The organism is Streptomyces sp. CA-278952 (assembly GCF_028747205.1).
In the GTDB taxonomy this organism is placed as follows: Bacteria; Actinomycetota; Actinomycetes; order Streptomycetales; family Streptomycetaceae; genus Streptomyces.
Map to the genome: position 1 here is coordinate 701,050 of NZ_CP112880.1, position 20,710 is coordinate 721,759.

Below are 20,710 nucleotides of genomic sequence, written 5' to 3' on the forward strand. Positions count from 1 at the left end.
AGGATCAGGGGACGGTTTCGGATTTCCCCGAAACCGTCCCCTGATCTGCGACTGTCTCCAGTCGGGACGACAGGATTTGAACCTGCGACCCCTTGACCCCCAGTCAAGTGCGCTACCAAGCTGCGCCACGTCCCGTCGCGTTTCCCCCGGCTTTCCCCGGGTGACCGCGCAGGACAAACATTACCTCACTCCGAGGACCGTATCGACGCCCGTGCCTGTTGGGCGCGGGCGGCGAGACCCTCGGCGCCGCAGGCCATCGCCTGCTTCTGGGCGCGGGCGAGCTCCCGGTGCGAACCGATGGCGATGCCGTAGTCGACCCGGGCGAGCGCGTGCTCGTAGGCGGAGGGGGACTTCTCGAGGTGTCCCACCGCCTCGGCCAGCAGTTGCGCGGACCGTTCCGGGGGTGCGAAGAGGGCGACACAGCGCAGCGCCTCCCCCATGGCGGTGGGCGTGCCGAACCTTTCGGCGTGCACGCGGTTCCGGGCGGCGAGGTGGGCCGCCCGGGCCGGGTCGTCATCGGCCAGGGCCCGCGCCAGGTCGCCGGCCCAGGGGGCCCAGACGCCGTTGAAGCGTTCGCGCGACTCCAGAGCGGCGCCCGCCGCTTCGAGCTCCGCGATCGCGTCCTCCTTGCGGCCCTCCGCCAGCAGCAGGCGGCCCCGCATGCTCGGTCCGTCGGGCAGCACCATGGCGCTGGGGTAGGGCGGGCCGAAGTCGTAGCGGTCGGCGATGCGGCGGGCCTCCTCGGTGCGCCCGCGGGCCAGCAGGGTATCGATGAGCAGGCAGGCCGCGTCCCAGTGCACGGGGAGTCCGGAACCGACGCGGTCGGCGAGACGGAGCCCCTCGCGCAGGAAGCCCTCGGCCTCGGCGAGGCGGCCGCGACGGCGGTGGACCATGCCGAGCAGGGTGTGCGCGAACGCCAGGTGGGCCCCGCTCCAGCCGGAGATCTCGAAGGCCCGTACCGCTTCGCCGAAAAGGCTCTCGGCGCGGTCCAGCTGGTCGACGAAGGTGTAGGCGATACCGACCATGGTGGGGAGTTCGAAACCCCACTCGGAGTCGGTCCAGCCGAGCCCCCGGGCGGGACTGCCGTCGATCAGGGCACGTTCGCACAGGTCCACGATGAGCTGGGCGTTCTCACCGCGCACCATGGCGTCGAAGGCCCGCAGCGTGAGCAGCGCCCGCTCCGCGTTGTCGCGGCCCTTGAGGTGGTCGGCGTTACGGGTGAGCCGCCGGGAGCGGGCCGGTCCGTCGTCCTCGTTGGCCTGCATGCCCTCCCACATGAAGTGCGCCGCCTGCAGCCGCATCAGCCCGGGGCCGGGTGCGGTGCGCGCCGCCTCGGCGGCCAGCGAGAGCGCCGCGTCCTTGAGCTGGTTGTTGTGGGCGAGCGCGGCGGCGAGCCGGAAGGTGGCGTCGACCCGCAGCCCGTCGTCGAGCCCCGGCATGTCCAGGGCGGCGCGCAGGTGCTGGACCGTGGTGGGCGGGGAGCTCAGCAGCGTCGCGCAGCCCAGCTCGTACAGCAGGACGGCCCGGTCCTTGGGGCGCGGAGGCTCTTCCAGGGCCCGTTCCAGGCAGCGCCGGGCCGCTTCGGGCGCACCGACGGCGAGGTGCTGGCCGGCGGCTTCCCGCAGTTGCCCGACCAGTTCCTGGTCGTCGTCCGGGTGGACCTCCAGCAGGTGCCGGGAGGCCGCGGCGGCACCGAGGCCGGCCCGGGTGATCGCCCAGGCGGCGCGCCCGTGCATGGCGGTGCGGGTGGCCGGCGGGATCGAGCGGTAGACCGCCGTCGCGATCAGCGGGTGGACGAACTCCAACGGGTCGAAGCCGCTGACGATACGGGCGTCACGCAGCCGGGCGGTGCAGTCGGCGGCCTCCGCCGAGCTCATTCCGGCGAGTGTGGCGGCCAGTTCCTGCGAGATGTCGGTACCCAGCACCGCTGCGGCCCAGGCGAACCGGTTGGCGTTCGTGCCGAGCCGTTCCAGGCGGGCGACGAGGCCGCTGCCCCTGGCGGACGCGCCGAGCTCGCGCAGTTCGCCCGCGGATTCCTCCACCGGCGGCAGTTCGCGGTCCTGGACCTTGGCGACCAGTTCGACCGCCTCGTACGGATTGCCTCCGGTGACGGCCCACACCTCACGGCAGAACGGGTCGTCGGCGTGATCACCGAGGCCCGCGCGGACCAGTACGGCGGTGGCGTCCGGAGTCAGAGCCCGCAGGGCGACCCGGGTCACCGTCCCCTCACTGCCGAAGCCACGCTCGGCCTCGCGGTCGGCGATGTAGTTGGCGTCGCGCTCGGCCAGCTCCTGCGGGCGGTGCGCCTGCACCACCAGGAGCGGCAGTTCACCGAGGCGGGCCGTGAACGAGGCCAGCCAGGCGAGGGATTCGCCGTCCGCCCAGTGTGCGTCGTCCACGATGAGCAGTAACGGGCGGTGGCTGAGGCGGGACGCGAGTCGGCCGACGACGAAGTCCAGGCCGTCGCGCACACCCTGCGGATCGGGCTGCGGCCCGCTCGGCTCGGCGAGCCCCAGGGCCGGGGCGGTCGTCTCGTACCAGTCGCCGAACAGGGCGCGGGTCTCGTCGGGCGGGAACTGGTCGAGTGCGGGCTGCAGCAACTGCCGTACGACGTGGAACGGTACGGAGGTGACGGTCTCGCCTCCCCGGGCGGACCAGACGGTGCAGCGGTCGGCGGCCATCCTCCGGATCTCCGCGAGCAGCGCGGTCTTGCCGATCCCCGCCTCTCCGCTGAATACCAGGAGTCCGCCGACGGCCTGCGCACCGCAGAGGGCGTCCACCGCCTCCGCGGCGGCGGCGAGTTCCGGTTCACGCTCGTACAACGGTTGGGACGGCTTCATGCCCACCCTTCCCACAGAGGCAGTCTTCTCGACGGTCGAGCCTAGTCGTGCGCGGGTGCTCGTCGACAGGGTTCCCACGATTCTCCGCAGGTGCGAGGCACAATCGAGGGGTGAACGAGACGCGCAGAGACCGTGATGCCGAGGGCCGGGCGCGCAACGCGCGCCCCCGTGACGGGCTGGGACGCCCCCTGCCGTACGGCACGCCCGGCGTCGAACGACAGCCGGAGGGGGTCGTCCGCACGCCCTCGGAGACGCTCCGGGAGGCGCAGCGACTACTGGACGCGGGAATGCCGTTCCACGCGCACGAGGTCTTCGAGGACGCCTGGAAGTCGGGTCCGGAGGACGAGCGCGAGCTCTGGCGGGGGCTGGCCCAGCTCGCGGTGGGGCTGACCCATTCGGCGCGGGGCAACACGGCGGGCGGCGCGCGGCTGCTGCGCCGGGGTGCGGGGGCGCTCGTCCCGTTCGCCGCGTCCCGGCCCCACGGGATCGCGGTCGCGGAACTGTCCGACTGGGCGCGGCAGTTGGCGGACCGGGTGGAGGCAGGCCCGACGGTCGACGCGGCGGCCGAGGCGCCCCGCCTGCGGAGGTAGCCCGAAGGCCGGGGCGGGGCGGGCGGAGCCAGGAGCGGAAGAACCGGGTCTGCGGGTCCCGGCTCCGTGCAGCTACTACGATCCGGCCCCATGAGCACTTCTTCTGACCAGGACCAGGACCAGGACCAGCACCGCGACCAGCGCGAGAAAGACGGGGGCACCGGATCCCCGATAGCCGACGCCGCCACGGAGACGGGAGCGGCCACGGAGGCGGGAGCGGCCACGGAGACGGCTGCGGAGACGCCTACGGTCGGAGGAGATGTCTCTGGTGGTGAGGGCGGGAAGAGACTCACCCCGCGCCAGGCCCGGCGGCTGCGGATCGTGCTCTCCTCGGTGGGCATGGCGGCGATGGCCCTCGTGCTCGGGCTGCGCATCGCGAGCCGCTCGTCGGTACTCGTCGTCGGCGTCTACGGGCTCGCGCTCATTCTGTGCGGCGTGGTGATCGAGCTCAGCAGGAACGGACGCACCCGGCTGGCCAGCTGGCTGCTGGGGACCGGGCTGCTGGCCGCCGTGGGAGCGGACTGGCTGCTGCTTCCCTGAGGAGGCGGTCCGGCGGTCCGGCTGCCTCAGATCAGCAGCAGTTGAAGTCCGCCGATCACCGTCGCACCGATGACGATCCGGTCGAAGACCTTCTGGTTGATCCGGTCGACGCATATCCGGCCCAGGTAGGCCCCGGGCAGGACGAAGAGCAGCAGGCAGGCGTCGAGCAGCAGGGAGCGAGCGTCGATCAGGCCGAGGCCCACGCTGAACGGCACCTTGGACACGTTCAGGATCAGGAAGAACCAGGCCGAGGTGCCGAGGAAGCCGAGCTTACGGAAGCCGGCCGAGAGCAGATAGAGCGACATCACCGGCCCGCCGGCGTTGGCGACCATCGTGGTGAACCCGCCGAGAACCCCGTAGCCGCGCGCGGCGGTCCGACCGGTGCCGGCGGCGGGTTCGTCGCCCCCGGCGGGCCCGGCGTCCGCCCCGGGCCCGGCGTCCGCCCCGGGCCCGGTCTCCTTCTCCGCGATCCGGCGGCGCCACAGGGTCACGCCCGTCATGAACAGCAGGATCGCGCCGATGGACGTACGGACCGCCGCGTCGTCGGCCCACAGCAGGAACAGGGTCCCCGCCACGACGCCCACGGCGACGGCGGGGAACAGCCGGAGCAGGGTGGGCCAGTGGGCGTGACGGCGGTAGACGCGTACGGCGAGGAGATCGCCGACGATGAGGATCGGGAGCAGCACCCCGGTCGATTCGCGGGCCGGGAGAACGGCCGCGAAGACCGCGAGACTGATCGTATTGGCACCGCTGACAGCCGTCTTGGAGAAGCCGACGAGAGTGGATGCCGCCGCGAGTGCGGCCAGTTGCCAGAGGCTGATGGTGTCCATGTCGGGAAAGATGGTAAGCGCACCGGCTTCCCCGCCGACGAGCCTACAGGCTCGCCCCTCCATGAGCGTTTGATCGGTTTAGCCTGCTTGTGATCGATCCATTGACCCTCTTTGATCAGTCGCTCAGGATTCCCGCATGACCGTCTCCCCTGGTGCCCTCTTCGAACTGCTTCCGGCAGACCGCGTGTCGAGCCCGTACACCGGATACACCCGCGCCCACTGGGAGGCGGCCGCCGACGGGATGCTGGACGCCGCCTGGAAGTGGGCCACGCCGGGTGGCGCCCGGCTCGACCTGCCCGGTCCCCCGTCGCACTCGGGCGTCCGCTCCGACGGGTTGGAGGGATACGCGCGCACGTTCCTGGCGGCCGGCTTCCGGGTCGCGGGGGCGGGCGGCAAGGACCCGAACGGACTGCTGGAACGGTACGCGGACGGGCTCGACGCCGGTACGCGCACACCGGGCCGGGACGACGCGGAGTCCTGGCCGCTGATCCTGGACCACGATGTGCAGGGGCAGCCGATGGTGGAGTCGGCCTCGGTGGCCCTCGGGCTGCGGCTCACCCGGCCCTGGCTCTGGGAGCGGCTGACGCCCGACGTGCGGGACCGGGCGGAGCACTGGCTGCGGGGCGCGCTGCGGCACGTTCCGGCGGGCAACAACTGGTATCTCTTCCCGTACACCGTGGCCGGCTTCCTGGAGTCGGTGGGCCGGGGCGACGCGGAGACGGCACGGGCCCGGGAGCGGGCTCTGGAGCTGCTGGAGAGCTGGTACCGGGGCGACGGCTGGTACGCCGACGGGGACGGGCGAGCCTTTGACCACTACAACGGCTGGGCGCTGCACCTGTATCCGCTGCTCGACGCCCATCTGTCGGGCGACGCGCGGGAGTCGGCACGGCACGGGGCGCGGTTGCGCGAGCATCTGGGGAGCTTCTCGCTGATGTTCGGCGGCGACGGGGCCCCGCTGCATTTCGGGCGCTCGCTGACCTATCGTTTCGCCGCGAGCACAGCTGTGGGTCTGGGCGCGGTGACCGGGCACACGCCGCTCGCCCCGGGGGCGTCCCGGCGGGTGGTCAGCGGGGCGCTGCGGTACTTCCTGGAGCGCGGCGCGGTCGACGGGAGCGGGCTGTTGAGCTTCGGCTGGCACGGCCCGCACGCGGCGACGCTGCAGACCTATTCAGGCCCCGCATCGCCTTATTGGGCGTCGAAGGCGTTCGTGTCCCTGTTGGCTCCCGCCGAGCATCCATTCTGGTCGTCGCCGGAGGAGGCCGCTCCGAGCGAGGGACCCGACCAGGTGCTGTCCGTGCCTGCGGCGGGCTTTCTGGTGCAGTCGACGCGGGCGGACGGCGTGGTGCGGCTGCACAACCACGGCAGCGACCACGTCCGCCCGGACGAGGGCGAGTCCGCGGCCGACGAGGACCCGCACTACGCGCGGCTCGCGTACTCCACGGTGACCGGGCCCACCTCGGGGGCGAACACCGCGGACAACCACCTGTCGGTGACCGTCGGCGGGGCGCGCAGCGCACGGCGGCGCATCCATCCGCTCGGGTCCGGGCACGGCGACGGCTGGGGCTGGGCGGCCTCCTGGCACCTGCCGGTGTTCCCGGCGGGCCCGTCCACCGTCCCCGGGCTGCGGGTGGAGAGCGCGATCGTGGCGCGGGGCCGCCACGAGCTGCGGGTGCACCGGGTGCTGGGCGCGCCGGACGGGGCGCGGGCCGAGCTGACGGGCTGGGCCACCGACCCCGGCGGCGCGGTGCGCTCACGGTTGTGGGGGCTGCACGGCTGGGAGGCTCCCGAGGACGTACGGGCCCCGCAGGGGACGGCGTTCGCGCGTCGGGCGACCGTGCCCCGGCTCGCCGCCGAGGTGACCGGCACGGTGGTCCTGGCCGCTCTGGCCTCCCTCACCGCCGACCCGGAAGCCGACCCGGAGCCTGCCGAGGTGGTGGGCCGGGTGAGGGTGGCCGGTGACACGGTCGAGGTGCGCTGGGCGCAGGACGGGGCGCGGACGCGGATCACGTTCGGCGAGGCGGCGGTGACGGTGGATCACGGACCGCCGGACAGCCCTTAGGGCTACGCGTCCGTGCGGATCACCACCACCAGCGTCCGGGGGCCGTGCACCCCCTCCACCCGCTCCAGCTCGACGTCGGAGGTGGCGGACGGGCCGCTGATCAGGGGCGTCGGCCGTTCGGGCGCCAGGCGCGCCACCGCCTCGGGCACGCCTGGCTCGACGGTGGAGAGGTCCACGACGCAGAGGTGCAGATCGGGGACGAGGGACAGCGCCCGGCGGCCCTGGCCGGGCGAACCGTCCAGGAAGATCGTGCCGGTCTCGGCGCAGCCGACGGCCGACGCCGTCACCACCGCGTCCCGGGTGTCGAGTCGTGAGGGCGGGACGTCGGCGTCGTCCTGCCGCACCTCACCGTCGTAGCGGTCGAGCCAGTTCCCGTTCGGGCGGCAGCCGGTCACCGGCGCGGAGCTCCCCGGCGAAGACCCGCTCCTCGATGCTGCGGAGCACGAGTTCATGGGTGCGGGACTGCCGCACAGGCTGCCCTTCGACGGGCATCCGTCACTCCCTGCCTCGGCCGGATCCGGACATGCAGCCTATGACACACCGAGCCTATGGTCCGACCTCACGTACGGCGCTCCTCTCTCCCGTACGGGCGAAGGCCCCGCCCGGAGGTCGGGACGAGGCCTCGACGCCCGACCGGAAAGGGGGCGGCCGGTGGGACGGTGCGTGCGGGCACCGCCGGGAAGAGGGGTGCGGGTCAGCGGGCGCTGGGGATGTCCCGCCCGTGCAGACGTCCGCGCTGCGGGTCGAAGAGCTGGGCCGCCGCTCCGGAGACGACCAGGCCGGCGGCGATCAGGAGACCGTGGCCCACGGCGATACCGGTGCCCAGTGCGGCGAGCCCGACGGCGAGCCCCACCCAGGCGTTGCGGCGGCGGTACTCGCGCGGGGTACGCGGGGTCCCGCCGGACATCGCCTCGGCGAACCCGGGATCGTCGTCACGCAGCTGCTCCTCCAGGTCACGCAGCCGCTCGTCGTACGTGGGCATGGTGTCTCCCTCCCGGTACGGAAACCCTCTCGGCTCCTGTTGCTCCGGCCCCCGCGGTGCGGCACGGGGCAGGGCCCCCTGGGCCCTGGCCTCATGGTCGTCGGCGGAGGCCGCCGGGGACCATCGGGGACAGCACCCATATCCGGGGGTGCGCACCATGCAGACCGGGCGCGCGGGGGTGTCGGAGTGGCAGGCCCGGGCGGCGACGGCCGTCCGCCCGCGCAGCGGCGATAGTGGAGCCTGTCAGCACGGCTGTCAGCGCGCCACAGACCCGACCTCCGAAGGAGCCGTTCGACCTTGTCCCTGTTCTGGCGGATCTTCCTACTCAACGCCGCCGTGCTGGTGGCGGCCGGCGCCCTGCTGCTGCTCGGGCCGATCACTGTCTCCACCCCGGTCCTGCTGACCGAGGCCATGATCCTGACCGGCGGCATCGCTTTCATGCTCGCGGCCAACGCGGCCCTGCTCCGGCTCGGCCTCTTCCCGCTCCAGCGCGTCACCCGCGCGATGACGACCACCGATCTGCTGCGTCCGAGCCCGCGCCCCGAGGTCGCGGGTCACGGGGAGATCGCCGCGCTGATCGAGACGTTCAACACGATGCTGGACCGGCTGGAGGCCGAGCGGGCCACCAGCAGTGCGCGCGCGCTCTCCGCGCAGGAGGCCGAGCGCCGCCGTGTGGCGCAGGAGCTGCACGACGAGGTCGGGCAGACGCTGACCGCTGTCCTGCTGGAGCTGAAGCGGGTCGCCGACCACGCCCCGGAGCCGCTGCGCGGGGAGTTGCGGCAGGTCCAGGAGATCACCCGGGGGTCGCTCGACGAGATCCGCCGGATCGCCCGCCGGCTACGGCCCGGGGTGCTGGAGGAGCTGGGCCTGGTGAGCGCGCTGACGGCGCTGATCACCGAGACCCCGACGCCGGACGGGCTGACGATCCGCCGCCGGACGGGCAAGGACCTGCCCGCGTTGGGCGCCGAGGCCGAACTGGTCGTCTACCGGATCGCGCAGGAAGCCCTCACCAACACCGTCCGGCATGCCCGCGCCACCCGGCTCGAACTGTCGCTGCGGCGCAGCCCCGGCGGAGTGGAGCTGCGCATCCGCGACGACGGCCGCGGCCTCGGGGACGCCCCGGAGGGGGCGGGCCTGCGCGGTATGCGCGAACGCGCTCTGCTGATCGGCGCCGAGGTCTTCCTCGGTTCCGGCCCGCAGGGCGGCACCGAAGTACGTCTCGATGTGCCCGTCCCGAACGGAAGCAAGTGACCATGCCCACCTCACCGTCCATCGCCACGCCTTCCAGGGGTACGACCGCTCCGACCCGCATTCTCCTGGCGGACGACCACGCCCTCGTGCGCCGCGGCGTCCGGCTGATCCTCGACGGAGAACCGGACCTGACGGTCGTCGCCGAGGCGGGCGACGGCGCCGAGGCCATCGAGATGGCCCGTGTCGAACAGCCCGACCTGGTCATTCTGGATATCGCGATGCCCCGCCTGACCGGCCTCCAGGCGGCGCGCGAGCTGTCCCGGGTCATGCCCGGCCTGCGGATCCTGATGCTCACGATGTACGACAACGAGCAGTACTTCTTCGAGGCGTTGAAGGCGGGGGCGGCCGGGTACGTCCTCAAGTCGGTCGCGGACCGCGACCTGGTGGAGGCCTGCCGGGCGGCGATGCGCGACGAGCCGTTCCTCTACCCGGGCGCGGTGACCGCGCTCATCCGCAACTTCCTCGACCGGGTCAGGGACGGCGAGGACCTGCCGGCGCGGGCCATCACGGAGCGCGAGGAGGAGATCCTCAAGCTGGTCGCCGAGGGCCACTCCTCCAAGGAGATCGCGGAGCTGCTCGTCATCAGTGTCAAGACGGTGGAGCGGCACCGCGCCAACCTGCTCCAGAAGCTCGGTCTGCGCGACCGCCTGGAGCTCACCCGCTACGCGATCCGCTCCGGGCTGATCGAACCCTGAACCACGGGATCGAGGGCGGCGCGCGCAGTTCATGTGATTCTCACCCGGTCCGCATAGGGTGCCCCCGTGACCCAGATGACCCCGCCCGGCTGGCATCCAGACCCCGGGCACTCAGGCAATGGCCCCGCTCAGGAACGCTGGTGGGACGGAGCCCAGTGGACCGGCCACGTCCGCGCGTCGCCCGGCGCGGGGCGTCGTCGCGGAATCCGCATCGGTGTCGGTGTGACGGTGGGCGCGGTGGTGCTCGCCGCCATCGGGGGCGGCGTGTATCTGCTCGGCGAGGACGGCGGCGGCCGGCCGGACACGGCTGCCTCCTCGCCGTCCGCCGTCCCCGATCCGCCGGGCGCACCGGACGGCGGCGAGAAGGACGGCCAGGAGGGCGACGGGGGGAACGGCGGGGAGAACGGAGACGGTCAGGGACCCGGTGACCGGCTTCCGCCGACCGAACCGGGCTTCGCGACGGATCTGGCCGCAGGGATCAGCCTTCCGGTGCCCAAGGGCTGGAAGGGAACCTCCGGGGCGGTCGGCGCAGGACTGACGACGGGTGAGCACCCCTGCCCCGGCGACACCGCCGAGACCTGCGTGCGCGGCGGGGTGTTCTCCGCCCCGGCGGCTGCCATGAAGCTCACCGCGGGGACGCCCGAGGAGGCGGCCAAGAAGGACATCGTCCTCAACGCGCAGGAGTCCTACGGCGGTAAGAGCTACGGGAAGATCTCCTCGCACGAGGAGCTGAAGTCCGAGGCCGTCACGGTGGCGGGCGGTAAGGGCTATGTCGTGCGCTGGAAGGTGGTGACGGAGAAGGGCGACGACGGCTACGTGGAATCGCTGGTGTTCCCCTCCCCCACATCCAAGGACATGCTCGTCGTGGTCCGGTCCGGGTTCGACGTCAACAAGGACGCGCCGAAGCTGTCCGTCCTCGACGACATCACCCGCGGGATCAAGGCCGCGTCCGGTGCCGGAGGAAGCGGCGGCGGCGGAGCCGTCTGAACAAACCCGCCCGGCCCTGCGTGACCAGGCGGGGCCGGGCCGTTCGAACGCGGAGACGGTCCGGGCCCCGCCGCTTCGCCGTCGGGTACTCCGTCGCGTCAGCCCGTGGCCGTTGCCGGGTCGCTGACCCCGGCGTCGCCCGTCTCGACATGACCGGCGAAGCGGCGCCGGAAGACCGGGTCGCCCTCGGCCGTGACGGACACGTCGTACCAGCGCCTTCCCGCCCTCAGGTCCATGGTGCGCGACACGGTGGCGCCGGGCCGGACGGTGACCGACTGCTCCGCTCCCCCGTAGGTGTCGGCGTTGGAGAGCGTGAGGCGTACCTCGGTGTCGCCGGGGTTGGTGAGGGTCAGGTCGAGGTTGCCGCTCCCGTCGTTGTGGCGGGCGGTGACCTCGGGACCGACGGTGGAACCCGGGCTCCTGAACGTACGGAGGAAGCCGTTGGGGCCATGGACCGTGAGGTCGTGGGTGCCGCCGGAGTAGGCGGAGTTCCAGGCGTCCGACACCGTCCGGCCGGCCTCGGCGGTGTACGTCCACGGGGCGTCGGTCCGGTTCCCGGACGTGACGTAGAACTGCGCGCCGGCCGCCGTGCCCGGGCTGAAGGTGAGCGCGATCTTCCCGGTGCGCGCGTCGACGGCGCCGTCGACGTAGGGGGCGTACGGAAGCGGCCGGGCCGGTCGGCTGCCCGGCTCCTGCTTCGGCAGCGATCCGACCGCGGGCGGGGTGGGCCGGTAGTCGGGGTGGCGTTCGCGGTCCGGGGGCTCGTAGGCGGAGGTGTCCGGCAGGTCGCCGGGGGCGGGCCCGGTGCGGGCGAAGTCGAAGGCGGAGGTCAGGTCGCCGCAGACGGCACGCCGCCACGGTGAGATGTTCGGCTCGCGCACGCCGAAACGCTGCTCCATGAACCGCAGCACCGAGGTGTGGTCGAAGGTCTCGGAGCAGACATAGCCGCCGGTGCTCCAGGGCGAGACGACCAGCATCGGGACGCGCGGCCCGAGTCCGTAGACCCCGGGGCCGTACGAGGCGCCGCCCGCGTACACCTCGGTCGAGGTGTCGGCCGTGGACAGGCCCCGGTCGGCGGAGGTCGGCGGATAGGGCGGCACGACGTGGTCGAAGAAGCCGTCGTTCTCGTCGTAGGTGATGAACAGGGCGGTCCGGCTCCACACCTCGGGGTCGGACGTCAGCGCGTCCAGCAGCCGCGCGATGTACCAGGCGCCGTAGTTGGAGGGGAAGTTGGAGTGCTCGGTGAAGGCCTCCGGGGCGGCGACCCAGGAGATCTGCGGCAGGGTTCCGGCCCGGACGTCGGCGGCGATGCCGTCGAAGTAGCCGTCGCCGCCGGCCACGTCCGTGCCGGTGCGCGCCTTGTCGTACAGCGGGTCCCCGGGCTGGGCGTCGCGGTACTTGTCGAAGTAGAGCAGCGAGTTGTCGCCGTAGTTGCCCCGGTAGGCGTCGTCGATCCAGCCCCAGCCGCCCGGGCCGTCCAGGCCGTCGCCGATGTCCTGGTAGATCTTCCAGGAGACCCCGGCCTCTTCCAGCCGTTCGGGGTACGTCGTCCAGCCGTAGCCGCGCTCCTCGTTGCCGAGGACGGGTCCACCGCCGGTACCGTCGTTGCCGGTGTGCCCCGACCAGAGGTAGTAGCGGTTGGGGTCGGTGGCCCCGATGAACGAGCAGTGGTAGGCGTCGCACACGGTGAACCGGTCGGCGAGCGCGTAGTGGAAGGGGATGTCGTCCCGGGTCAGATGGGCCATCGTCGTCGGCGTCTTGGCCGGGATCCAGCGGTCGTACCGACCGTCGTTGTACGCCTGGTGGCCGCCCGCCCAGTCGTGGTTGAGGCCCTGGAGGAACTGCATCCCCAAGTCGTCGGCGGTCGGGTGGAACGGCAGGGTCTCCTTGCCCGTCGCGTCGGCCTGATGCCAGACGGACTTCCCGCTCGGCAGCGTCACGGGCCGCGGGTCCCCGAACCCCCGCACGCCTTTCAACGCCCCGAAGTAGTGGTCGAAGGAACGGTTCTCCTGCATCAGGACGACGATGTGTCCGACATCCTGGAGCGTCCCGGAGGCCCGGTGGGCGGGGATGGCGGCGGCGCGGTCGATGCTGCCCGACAGTGCGGCGAATCCCGCCGTAGCACCGGCTATCCGGAAGAAGCGGCGCCGATTCATATCAGCCATGAGTGAGGGGCCTCTTGGATTGTGGGGGACAGAAGCGAACAGGATGCTCCAAGAGAAGCGAACAGAACGGAAGAGGCCGTGACGGATCGGTTAACGCCGCATGAGTTCCTCCAGGAGTTCGGCGAGGAGACCAGGGTGCCCCACGAACGGGGAGTGGCCCGTCCGCCACTCACGTACCACGGTGCACCGCGCGGCCATGTTCCGTTGCAGAGCGGGGTCGATGACCCGGTCCTGGGCGCAGACGACGTAGGTGGAGGGCGTGTCCTTCCAGCTGTGATGGAGCGGGACTCCTCGTCCGCAGCCGGGGGCCTGCGGGCGGAGCAGGCCGGCCGCCCAGGCGGCGAGGGGTTCGGAGCAGCCGTTGTAGAGGACCTCGGCGGCCAACTCGGGACGCAGAGTGGTCGATCCGTCGGGCTCGGGGTTGATCGCCTCCTGGAGTCGCGGCGACGCCCCGCCCAGGGTGGCCGCGCTCTCGCCGGTGTCCGGCACGAAGGCCGCCAGATAGACCAGCTGTCCCGCTCCGCGCACTCCGGTGATCACCGACCCGCCGTAGGAGTGGCCGAGCACGAGCGGAGGCTCCGTCAGGGAGTCGACGGCGCCCTGGACCGCCGCGGTGTCGGCGGCCAGCGAGCCCCGGTGGAGCTCGGGCACGACGACCTCGATTCCCGCGGTCCGCAAGCGTTCCGCCACTCTGCCGAAGTGCTCGGGACGGTGGTACAGGCCATGAACCAGCAGTACGACAGACAGAGCGTCCGCCTCCTCACGTAACGTTCCGACAGGTGGAACAGGTGGAACAGGTGGAAATGCACGACGACAGCGAGGACCGAGAATGAACAGTCCGGCGATTGTTCCGAGAGAAGAATGGTTAGCTGCCCGGAAGGAACTACTGGCACGGGAGAAGCAGTTCGACCGGGAACGGGACGCGCTCAGCGCACAGCGCCGGGCCCTGCCCATGGTCGAGGTCACCGAACCGTACGTCTTCGACGGTCCGGACGGCACGGCAGGCCTCGTCGACCTGTTCGACGGTCGCAGCCAGCTCATCGTCTACCACTTCATGCTGGCACCCGACTGGGAGGCCGGCTGCACCGGGTGCTCGCTCCTCGCAGACAACATCGGCCACTTGGCGCATCTGCACGCGGCCCGGACATCATTCGCCGCGGTCTCGCGCGCGCCTCTCGCGCGGATCACGAAGTTCCGTGAGCGCATGGAGTGGACCTTTCCCTGGTTTTCCTCCCACGGCACGTCGTTCAACTACGATTTCCACGTCACCATGGATGAATCCGTGACGCCCGTTCTCTTCAACTTCCGCACGAAGGAAGAGCTGCGGGAGGCCGGAGTCGGGTCCTGGGCCCTGAGCGGCGAGCAGCACGGCCTGAGCGTCTTCCTCCGCGAGGGCGACCGGGTGTTCCACACCTACTCGACGTACTCGCGCGGCACCGACCTCCTCAACGGCACCTTCAACTATCTGGACCTGACCCCCCTCGGGCGCCAGGAGGAGGCCGGGATCATGGACTGGGTCCGCCACCACGACGACTACGGCGGTTAGGCGAGGTCGTCGAGCGGCCGGAGGAAGCGGCGCTCGTACCGCTTGATACAGCGGGTGTCACGGGCCAGCCGAAACGCCTCCTGGCACTCCGGGTCGGACATGCTGTCCGTGCGGTACCGCTCGTACGCGGCAAGGCCGGGAAAGGAGAAGAGGGCGTAGGCGATGTCGCTGTCGCCCTCACTCGGCAGGAAGTAGCCGTGGTGCGTTCCGCCGAAACGGTTGACGAGGCGGACCCAGCGGCGACCGTACTCCTCGAAGTCCTCGAGCTTGTCCGCGTCGATCTCGTACTTCAGGTGAATGGTGATCATGCCTGCATGATGCCGTGTGCCGCTTCGGAGCTCGTGAGCAGGGACGCCGGAGTGGGCAATGCCTGGGCAACGCCCTCCTGCGCCGGTTCCCAGGCCGCCGAGCACAGGGACTCGGCCACGGCGGCCGTGTAGCGGGCGGCGGCCAGCCAGTAGGAGGCGAAGCCGTCGGTGTCGGCGGGGAGCAGGCGGCCGAACAGATCGCGGTCGCGCTGGGCCGCCGATGCGCACAGGGCGGTGAGGAGTCCGGCGGCCGTGGGGAGACCCGCGCGGCGGATCCGGCGGGTCTCGGCGGTGACGTCGCCGAGCAGACCCAGGGCCGCACGGCCCGCCGGGACCGTCTGTTCCACCCGACGCTCCAGGAGGTAGAGCGGCGAGTGCGCGCCGGAGTCTCCGGGCCCGGGCGGGGCGGGGTGCACGGGGGCGTTCGGGTCCGGGAGGTCGGCGCGGCGCAGGCGGTCGAAGCCGAGGTCGATCGTGCCCTCGCCGGAGGGGTGCGAGCAGGCCAGAAGGGTGAGCCGGGGGTGGGGGGCGGGCACCAGACGGCCGATGATCCGCAGCCGCGTCCCCGGTGCCGCGGCCAGCAGCGTCACGTTGTCGCGATGGGCCAGCGCGGGGTCGTCGTCGGCGACGGCGAGCCGGACGAGAACGTCACCCTCGCACCGCGCGATCAGGCAGGAGCCGCCCGACTCCCTTACCGCGCCGAGCAGTTCGACGTCCAGGAAGAGCAGGTCGCTGCCACCGCCCTCCGGGTCCGCGTAGCGGGCGGTGGACCGCAGGGCGCGGGCGGCCTGTTCGGACGGCGGCGTCTCCCACAGGGCGGCGAGCGGCGGTTCCGTCCATGCCGCACCCCGGGCGGTTACGGCCTTGACGCCCTTTCCGGCCCCCAGTCTGCCGTCCGGCGACGCCGTCGCCCCGGAGACCGCCAGGCCGGCCCGGCCCAGCTCCCGGTGGGTGAGCGCGCTGTCCCCCAGGCGCACGGCCCGGTCGGCCACGCCCAGGGCGCGTCCGACGCCGCCGGGCGCCACGTCGCCGACCGTGAAGAGGCGGCCGTCGGATGCGGCGACCCAGGTGCGGACACCACCGTGCCCCGAGTCGGTGACCACGGGTTCGGTGAACAGGCCGTACAGGCGCAGCGAGCCGTCCGGGCTGTACGGGCGGCGGGCCCGGCCTCGGACGGCGGCCAGCTCCGCCCCGGACGTCGTCCCCACCCGGTGCGCGGTGCCGAGGAGTTCGGCCAGGGCCGTGACGAGGTCGGCTGTGCGGTAGGACGGGTCACCCGCGCGGGCTGCGCGCAGCAGGGTGACGACGGACAGCGCGGCGGCCGCGGCACGGGGCAGCTGCCGGAGCCGGGCGGTGTGCGCGGCCCGGAGGAGGGCCGACTGGGTGACGGCGCCGGCCCCGTCGACGCCGGCCTCCAGCACGGCGGCGCCCGCCGACCACAGGGCGTCCGCGGCGGTGCGCTGGGCCGGGGTCGCCCCCTCGGGCGGGGAGTCGGAAGCGGGGGCCGGGTCCGTCACGGAGCCGGGTGCACGGGCCGGGTCCGCTGCCGAGCCGGGTTCGGGAGCCTCCTCGGTGGGCCGGTCGACGGGCTCCGGCGGCGGGTCCGCCGCGGGGGCCGCGCAGGCGGCGGCCGCACGGTGGACGCATGCCGGGGCGAGGAGGCAGCCGCAGGTGATGGCGTCCGTCGTCGCCACCACGCCGGCCGGGGCGTGCAGGCGCAACTCGGTCTCGTCGTCGACCTCGATCGTCACGGTGTCCCCGTCGCGGCGCTTCGGGCGGGCGCCGATCTTCGTGACCGCCGCGTCCAGCCGTTTACGCAGCCGGGGCGAGAGGTCCTCCACCAGCGTGGCCGTGACCTCCGGCGCGACGGGTGGCAACCGGTCGTCGTTCATGCGGTCTTCTCCCCTATCCAACGGGCCAGTTCGAGTGGGCTGAGGGCCGCCACGGGCATGCCGGCGGCCACGAGCTGCCCGGCGACGCCCGTCGAGTAGCGGGGCCGGCCGGCGTCGTCGAGGCTCGCGCACCCGAGGACGTGGCAGCCGGTGGTCACCAGGGCCCGCACCTCGGCCAGCAGTCCGGCGAGGGGCGCGCCCTCCTCGAAGTCACTGATGACGACGACGAGGGTGCGGCTGGGCACCTCGATCAGACCGCGGGCGTGCCGCAGCCCGGCGGCGATGTGCGTGCCCCCGCCCACGCTCACCTCCAGCAGGAGGGAGAGGGGGTCGTGCACATGGCCGGTGAGGTCGACGACCTCCGTGGAGAAGGCCAGGAAATGGGTGCTCAGAGTCGGCACCCCGGCGAGCACCGAGGCGGTCAGCGCGGACCAGATCGTGGACGACTCCATGGATCCGGAGACGTCGGTGACCAGGATCAGGCGCCAGTCGGCCGACCGCCGGGCACGGCTGCGGAACACGGGCTTCTCCGGGATCACCTGGATCGTTCCGTCGGCCGTGCGGCGGGCGGTGGCCAGGTTGGCCCGCAGCGTGCGCGGCAGGTCCAGCCTGCCGCCCGGGCGGCGGGTGGGCCGGGCCGTCATCGTGCCGGTGAGGGCGGGGCGCAGCCGGGTGGCGAGCTGCCGGGTCAGTTCGTCGACCAGGTGGCGGACCAGGGGCCGGAGCGCCGCGAGGCGGGCTTCGGGGAGCCCGCCGGCGTACCGCAGGATCGTCCGGAGCAGTTCCACGGAGGGGGTGGCGGCCGCCGGGTCGAGTTCGGCGAGGACGTCCTGTCGCCCTGTCACGGCCGCTGCGGCGAGGACCTCCTCGCGGACGCCGGGGCCGAACAGCGCGGCCAGTTCCTCGGACCACTCGCGGACGCCGGGGAACGACGGTTCCCGGCCGCCGCGCGGTCCGGAGCCGCCGTGACCGGGCAGGCCGCCACGGGATCCCTCGCCGTGCCCCGCGCCGTACAGCTCGTCCAGAGCGGTCGCCAGGCGGGCGGCTCCGGACGGCAGTTGATCGGGGCGCCGGCCGAGCACGAGCCGCCAGCGGTCGGCGGGCGCGAGGGTCCGCACGGGGGCGGCCTGGGTGGAACCCGTGGAAGGTACGGGGGCGGGCGGGGTGCCGGGGGCGGGGAGGTGTTCGGCGGAGGGTACGGGGGCTGCCTCGGTGTCGGGTGCGGGGTCGAGAGCGGGCGCGGTGGCCGTGGCGGCGGCGGCCTCGGTGTCGGGTGCGGTGGCGGTTGCGGCCTCGGTGTCGGGTGCGAGGGCGGGCGCGGTGGCGGTTGCGGCCTCGGTGTCGGGCGCGGTGGCGAGGGCGGGCGCAGTGGCGGTGGCGGGTGTGGGGGTGGGGCTCGTTGCGGTGGGGCGGGCGGACGGCGGTGGGATCCGGTCGTCCCGCGCGGGTGGCGGGACAGGCAGGCCGAGGCCGGTCAGGAGCTCGCGGGCCGCTAGGTCGGCTGTCGTCCGGCGGGCCAGCTCGGCCGGGTCCTCGGCGTCAAGGGTGTCCACCCGTTCACCGAGCCGCTCCTCGACCGTGTCCAGCAGCCGGTCCCGGGCGGCCGGGCTCAGGGTGTCGAAACCTCCGCGCAGGGCCGGCAGCCGGGCCAGGAACGCGGTGTCTCCCAGCTCCACGACCCGGTGCAGCAGCGGGTCCAGGGCGCCGACGCCGACGGTCAGGAGCGGGCCCGCCACCGTCAGGACGCCGGTGAGGCGGGCGGTGAGCGCGGCCCTGGAGGCGCTGTCCGCGGCTCCGTCCACCCAGGAGGCGACGCGCCCCCCGAAGGACTCGGCCTCCTCGTGGCCCGTGAGCACCCTGACCGCTCCGGCGGCCGCGGCGATCAACGGGGTGCCGTCGGCGGCCAGCCGGGCGAGGGCGGCGGTGAGCCGGATGCCGCCCACCCGGTCGGCCCGCTGGGCCAGTTCGAGCAGCGCCCGCGCGTCCTCGGGATCCTCGGAACCGGTCAGACCGTCGACCTGGCGTACCGCCGCCGAGGTCAGCAGTTCGGCCGCGTGGGCGGTACGGGCGGCACGGGCGGTGGTGTCCGGGGCCGTGGAACCGTCGGGTGCGGCCAGCCCCGGCAGGTGGCCGGCGTCCACGCGATCCAGCAGGTCGAGGCCGGCGAGGAGTTCGGGAAGGGTCCCGCTCGCGGGGAGTACGGCGGCGAGTTCGCTCAGCCGTTCGTCGGCCAGGGCGGGGAGTCCGCACGCGGCGGCCTCCGCGAGGCCGCCGACGACCTGGGCGGCCGTCGGACCACCTTCCGCGCGCTCGGCCGCGTGCCGCTGCCGCAGTACGCCCTCGGCCGCCTGGGCCGGGGTGACACCGCGGGCCCCGGCCGCCGTGAGCATCGCGGCCGTCGCCGGGGTCCACCGCACCTGCCAGCGCGTCGTCAGCCCTTCACCGCCCGCCGCACCGGCCACCCCCTGCTCCTGCGCGTAGGGGATTCCGCACACAGTCAGCCTGCGCAGCAGCAGTTCGCGGCGTCGGTCCAGGGTGGAGCGCGCCGGGTCCAGCCGGAGGTCGCGCGGTGTCTTCTCGTGCGCGTCCTTCGGCCCGGGAAGCGCGAGCGCCGCGGTCTCGGCCTCGACGGCGGGGCCCAGTCCGCTGCGCGGCGTGGCGGGTGCGGGCCGTCCGGTGCGGGTGCCGACCAGTACGCGTTCGAGGGCTCCGGCGACGGCGCGGCCCGTGCCGTAGGTCTCTCCGCGCCCGAGCACCGTCTGTACGGCTTCCAGGAGTTCACCGCGGCCGGGGGCGGGCAGGCCGCGCAGGCGGGCCAGGTCACCGGCGACCCGGACGACCTCGCGGCCGTCCGCCGGGCCGTAGGGGTGGCCCTGTTCTCGGAGGGCGACGCAGACGCGGACCGCGGTGCGGATCAGCGCCTCGTGCAGCGCCGCGGGGTCCCCGGCCGCGTCCAGGACGATGTGCTGCCACTCCGGGTCCCGGATGCCGGCCGGGTAGCCGGAGCGTGAGTCGAGCAGTGGGTACGTGTACGGGACCAGGGAGACCGTGCAGCCGGTCGTCCCGGCGGTGCCGTGCAGGTGGCCGCCCGCACCCGGCTCGGGCGCGGCGGCCCGGTCCGACGCTTCCGTGCCTGCCGCCGCTTGCGGCGCTGCTGGTGCGGTCGGTGTTGCTGGTGCGGTCGGCGTTGCCGCCGCTCCGGGCGTTGCTGGTGCTTCCGGCGCTTCCGACGCGTACGGCGCGTGGCTCCCGGCGGCGGGCGGCAGCAGCGCCGGGGTGTGGAAGGCTCCCACCACCACGGCGGGCCGCCGCCCACTCGCCAGGGCCTCGGTGACATGTCGGCGCATGCACGCCTCGCGAACCAGGTCCGTGCCGCGCACACCGCCCCGCGCCTCGGCCTCGTGGCGCAGTGCCCAGCCGGTGAGCAGGGCGGCGCGGCGGAGCGCCTCGGGTGTCGAACCGGGCGCGCGGGCCTCCACCAACCGGTCCCACAGGTCGTCGCCCTCGCGGCCGGTGAGCCGGGACCGGAGCGCGGCGGACAGCCCGTGCCCCTCCCCCGGCACCGGTACGGAGTCGGTGCCGGGGACCGGGGCGGGGGTGTCGGGGCCGTCCCCCGCCCACGCCCGGTCGGCCAGCGGCAGATCGCAGGCCACGGCCGGGACGCCGTTTCTCGCCGCCCAGCGCAGGGCGACCAGTTCCGGCGAGAAGTCGGCGAACGGGTAGAAGGCCGGCCGCCGTTCGCCTGCCGCGCCGGGCCCGTCCGCGGGCACGGCGGCCAGCGCGACCGGCGCCTCGGTCTCCTCGTGGGCGAGCCAGCCCAGCCACGGCTGGAACTCGGCGGGAAGTTCGACGAGGAGGACGTCGGGGGCCGCCGCGTCCAGCAGCGCCGGGAGGGCGGCCGCCAGCGAGGGCGCGTGGTGGCGCACCCCGATCAGGAACGGCAGCCCCGGGCCGGTCGCCGCGAGGGCCGCCACAGCGGCTTCCGAGGTGGACCGCGCCCCGGGGATGGTCGACTCGCTCATCCG

General features: G+C 73.5%; 16 protein-coding genes, 1 tRNA gene and 1 pseudogene. 7 read left to right on the plus strand and 11 right to left on the minus strand.

The window, feature by feature from the left end:
* Window positions 1-61 precede the first annotated feature (61 nt).
* Together N7925_RS02980 and N7925_RS02985 are read right to left on the minus strand one after the other, a co-directional pair.
* A tRNA-Pro gene (locus N7925_RS02980) sits at window positions 62-135 on the minus strand.
* A gap of 50 nt (window positions 136-185) precedes the next feature.
* On the minus strand, window positions 186-2,840 hold the full coding sequence (locus N7925_RS02985) for an ATP-binding protein (RefSeq protein WP_265597929.1): 2,655 nt from the start codon (window positions 2,838-2,840) through the stop codon (window positions 186-188).
* A 110-nt stretch (window positions 2,841-2,950) separates the two neighbouring features.
* On the opposite strand from N7925_RS02985, the gene N7925_RS02990 reads away from it, so the two are divergent.
* The gene (locus N7925_RS02990; protein ID WP_274342931.1) at window positions 2,951-3,430 is read left to right on the plus strand and encodes a DUF309 domain-containing protein; all 480 of its coding nucleotides are present in this window, start codon (window positions 2,951-2,953) and stop codon (window positions 3,428-3,430) included.
* Window positions 3,431-3,520: 90 nt separating this feature from the next.
* Complete coding sequence (locus tag N7925_RS02995) at window positions 3,521-3,970, plus strand: hypothetical protein (protein ID WP_265597931.1); 450 nt, start codon at window positions 3,521-3,523, stop codon at window positions 3,968-3,970.
* Window positions 3,971-3,996: 26 nt separating this feature from the next.
* Here N7925_RS02995 and N7925_RS03000 read toward each other — a convergent pair whose 3' ends face one another.
* Window positions 3,997-4,800, minus strand: a complete 804-nt coding sequence (locus N7925_RS03000) for a sulfite exporter TauE/SafE family protein (protein WP_274342932.1) — start codon at window positions 4,798-4,800, stop codon at window positions 3,997-3,999.
* A gap of 136 nt (window positions 4,801-4,936) precedes the next feature.
* Here N7925_RS03000 and N7925_RS03005 point away from each other — a divergent pair, with 136 nt between their 5' ends.
* Complete coding sequence (locus N7925_RS03005) at window positions 4,937-6,859, plus strand: DUF2264 domain-containing protein (protein WP_274342933.1); 1,923 nt, start codon at window positions 4,937-4,939, stop codon at window positions 6,857-6,859.
* A gap of 2 nt (window positions 6,860-6,861) precedes the next feature.
* Here the strand turns inward: N7925_RS03005 and N7925_RS03010 are convergent.
* From N7925_RS03010 to N7925_RS03020, 3 genes and pseudogenes are all read right to left on the minus strand, one after another.
* Window positions 6,862-7,227, minus strand: a pseudogene (locus N7925_RS03010) (LutC/YkgG family protein); the annotation flags it as partial.
* Entirely contained in the window at window positions 7,205-7,351 is a 147-nt protein-coding gene (locus N7925_RS03015) for a GntR family transcriptional regulator (protein ID WP_265597934.1), read from the minus strand. The gene N7925_RS03015 and the pseudogene N7925_RS03010, both read right to left, overlap by 23 nt.
* Window positions 7,352-7,553: 202 nt before the next feature.
* A complete protein-coding gene (locus N7925_RS03020; protein WP_265597935.1) occupies window positions 7,554-7,841 on the minus strand; it encodes a DUF3040 domain-containing protein in 288 nt (95 codons plus the stop codon).
* A gap of 297 nt (window positions 7,842-8,138) precedes the next feature.
* Here N7925_RS03020 and N7925_RS03025 point away from each other — a divergent pair, with 297 nt between their 5' ends.
* The 3 genes from N7925_RS03025 (at window position 8,139) to N7925_RS03035 (ending at window position 10,774) form a co-directional block, all read left to right on the plus strand.
* Window positions 8,139-9,092 carry a HAMP domain-containing sensor histidine kinase gene (locus N7925_RS03025; RefSeq protein WP_274342934.1) on the plus strand — a complete coding sequence of 318 codons (954 nt, stop codon included), beginning with the start codon at window positions 8,139-8,141 and terminating at the stop codon, window positions 9,090-9,092.
* A 2-nt stretch (window positions 9,093-9,094) separates the two neighbouring features.
* On the plus strand, window positions 9,095-9,787 hold the full coding sequence (locus tag N7925_RS03030) for a response regulator (protein ID WP_274342935.1): 693 nt from the start codon (window positions 9,095-9,097) through the stop codon (window positions 9,785-9,787).
* A gap of 75 nt (window positions 9,788-9,862) precedes the next feature.
* Window positions 9,863-10,774 (plus strand): DUF2510 domain-containing protein, encoded by a 912-nt coding sequence (locus N7925_RS03035; RefSeq protein ID WP_265603732.1) that lies wholly within the window; start codon window positions 9,863-9,865, stop codon window positions 10,772-10,774.
* Window positions 10,775-10,872: 98 nt separating this feature from the next.
* Here N7925_RS03035 and N7925_RS03040 read toward each other — a convergent pair whose 3' ends face one another.
* Together N7925_RS03040 and N7925_RS03045 are read right to left on the minus strand one after the other, a co-directional pair.
* Window positions 10,873-12,939 carry a phosphocholine-specific phospholipase C gene (locus N7925_RS03040; RefSeq protein WP_265597938.1) on the minus strand — a complete coding sequence of 689 codons (2,067 nt, stop codon included), beginning with the start codon at window positions 12,937-12,939 and terminating at the stop codon, window positions 10,873-10,875.
* 90 nt (window positions 12,940-13,029) lie between these two features.
* Window positions 13,030-13,686, minus strand: a complete 657-nt coding sequence (locus N7925_RS03045) for an alpha/beta hydrolase (protein WP_274346388.1) — start codon at window positions 13,684-13,686, stop codon at window positions 13,030-13,032.
* Between the two features lie 82 nt (window positions 13,687-13,768).
* Between N7925_RS03045 and N7925_RS03050 the strand changes: the two genes are divergently transcribed.
* A complete protein-coding gene (locus N7925_RS03050; RefSeq protein ID WP_265597939.1) occupies window positions 13,769-14,485 on the plus strand; it encodes a DUF899 domain-containing protein in 717 nt (238 codons plus the stop codon).
* Here N7925_RS03050 and N7925_RS03055 read toward each other — a convergent pair.
* The 3 genes from N7925_RS03055 to N7925_RS03065 are packed head-to-tail and all read right to left on the minus strand — an operon-like array spanning window position 14,482 to window position 20,707.
* The gene (locus tag N7925_RS03055) at window positions 14,482-14,793 is read right to left on the minus strand and encodes an NIPSNAP family protein (protein ID WP_265597940.1); all 312 of its coding nucleotides are present in this window, start codon (window positions 14,791-14,793) and stop codon (window positions 14,482-14,484) included. The two genes, N7925_RS03050 and N7925_RS03055, sit on opposite strands and share 4 nt — an antisense overlap.
* A complete protein-coding gene (locus N7925_RS03060; RefSeq protein WP_274342936.1) occupies window positions 14,790-16,685 on the minus strand; it encodes a hypothetical protein in 1,896 nt (631 codons plus the stop codon). Before N7925_RS03060 ends, N7925_RS03055 begins: the two co-directional genes overlap by 4 nt.
* Complete coding sequence (locus N7925_RS03065; protein WP_274342937.1) at window positions 16,682-20,707, minus strand: vWA domain-containing protein; 4,026 nt, start codon at window positions 20,705-20,707, stop codon at window positions 16,682-16,684. Before N7925_RS03065 ends, N7925_RS03060 begins: the two co-directional genes overlap by 4 nt.
* Window positions 20,708-20,710: the final 3 nt, after the last annotated feature.

Coding starts and splice junctions, on each gene's coding strand:
- N7925_RS03030 (WP_274342935.1), top strand. CDS start 9,095: ATGCCCACCTCACCGTCCATCGCCACGCCTTCCAGGGGTACGACCGCT.
- N7925_RS03020 (WP_265597935.1), bottom strand. CDS start 7,841: ATGCCCACGTACGACGAGCGGCTGCGTGACCTGGAGGAGCAGCTGCGT.
- N7925_RS03005 (WP_274342933.1), top strand. CDS start 4,937: ATGACCGTCTCCCCTGGTGCCCTCTTCGAACTGCTTCCGGCAGACCGC.
- N7925_RS03015 (WP_265597934.1), bottom strand. CDS start 7,351: ATGCCCGTCGAAGGGCAGCCTGTGCGGCAGTCCCGCACCCATGAACTC.
- N7925_RS03055 (WP_265597940.1), bottom strand. CDS start 14,793: ATGATCACCATTCACCTGAAGTACGAGATCGACGCGGACAAGCTCGAG.
- N7925_RS03060 (WP_274342936.1), bottom strand. CDS start 16,685: ATGAACGACGACCGGTTGCCACCCGTCGCGCCGGAGGTCACGGCCACG.
- N7925_RS03000 (WP_274342932.1), bottom strand. CDS start 4,800: ATGGACACCATCAGCCTCTGGCAACTGGCCGCACTCGCGGCGGCATCC.
- N7925_RS03040 (WP_265597938.1), bottom strand. CDS start 12,939: ATGGCTGATATGAATCGGCGCCGCTTCTTCCGGATAGCCGGTGCTACG.
- N7925_RS02995 (WP_265597931.1), top strand. CDS start 3,521: ATGAGCACTTCTTCTGACCAGGACCAGGACCAGGACCAGCACCGCGAC.
- N7925_RS03065 (WP_274342937.1), bottom strand. CDS start 20,707: ATGAGCGAGTCGACCATCCCCGGGGCGCGGTCCACCTCGGAAGCCGCT.
- N7925_RS03035 (WP_265603732.1), top strand. CDS start 9,863: ATGACCCCGCCCGGCTGGCATCCAGACCCCGGGCACTCAGGCAATGGC.
- N7925_RS02985 (WP_265597929.1), bottom strand. CDS start 2,840: ATGAAGCCGTCCCAACCGTTGTACGAGCGTGAACCGGAACTCGCCGCC.
- N7925_RS03050 (WP_265597939.1), top strand. CDS start 13,769: ATGAACAGTCCGGCGATTGTTCCGAGAGAAGAATGGTTAGCTGCCCGG.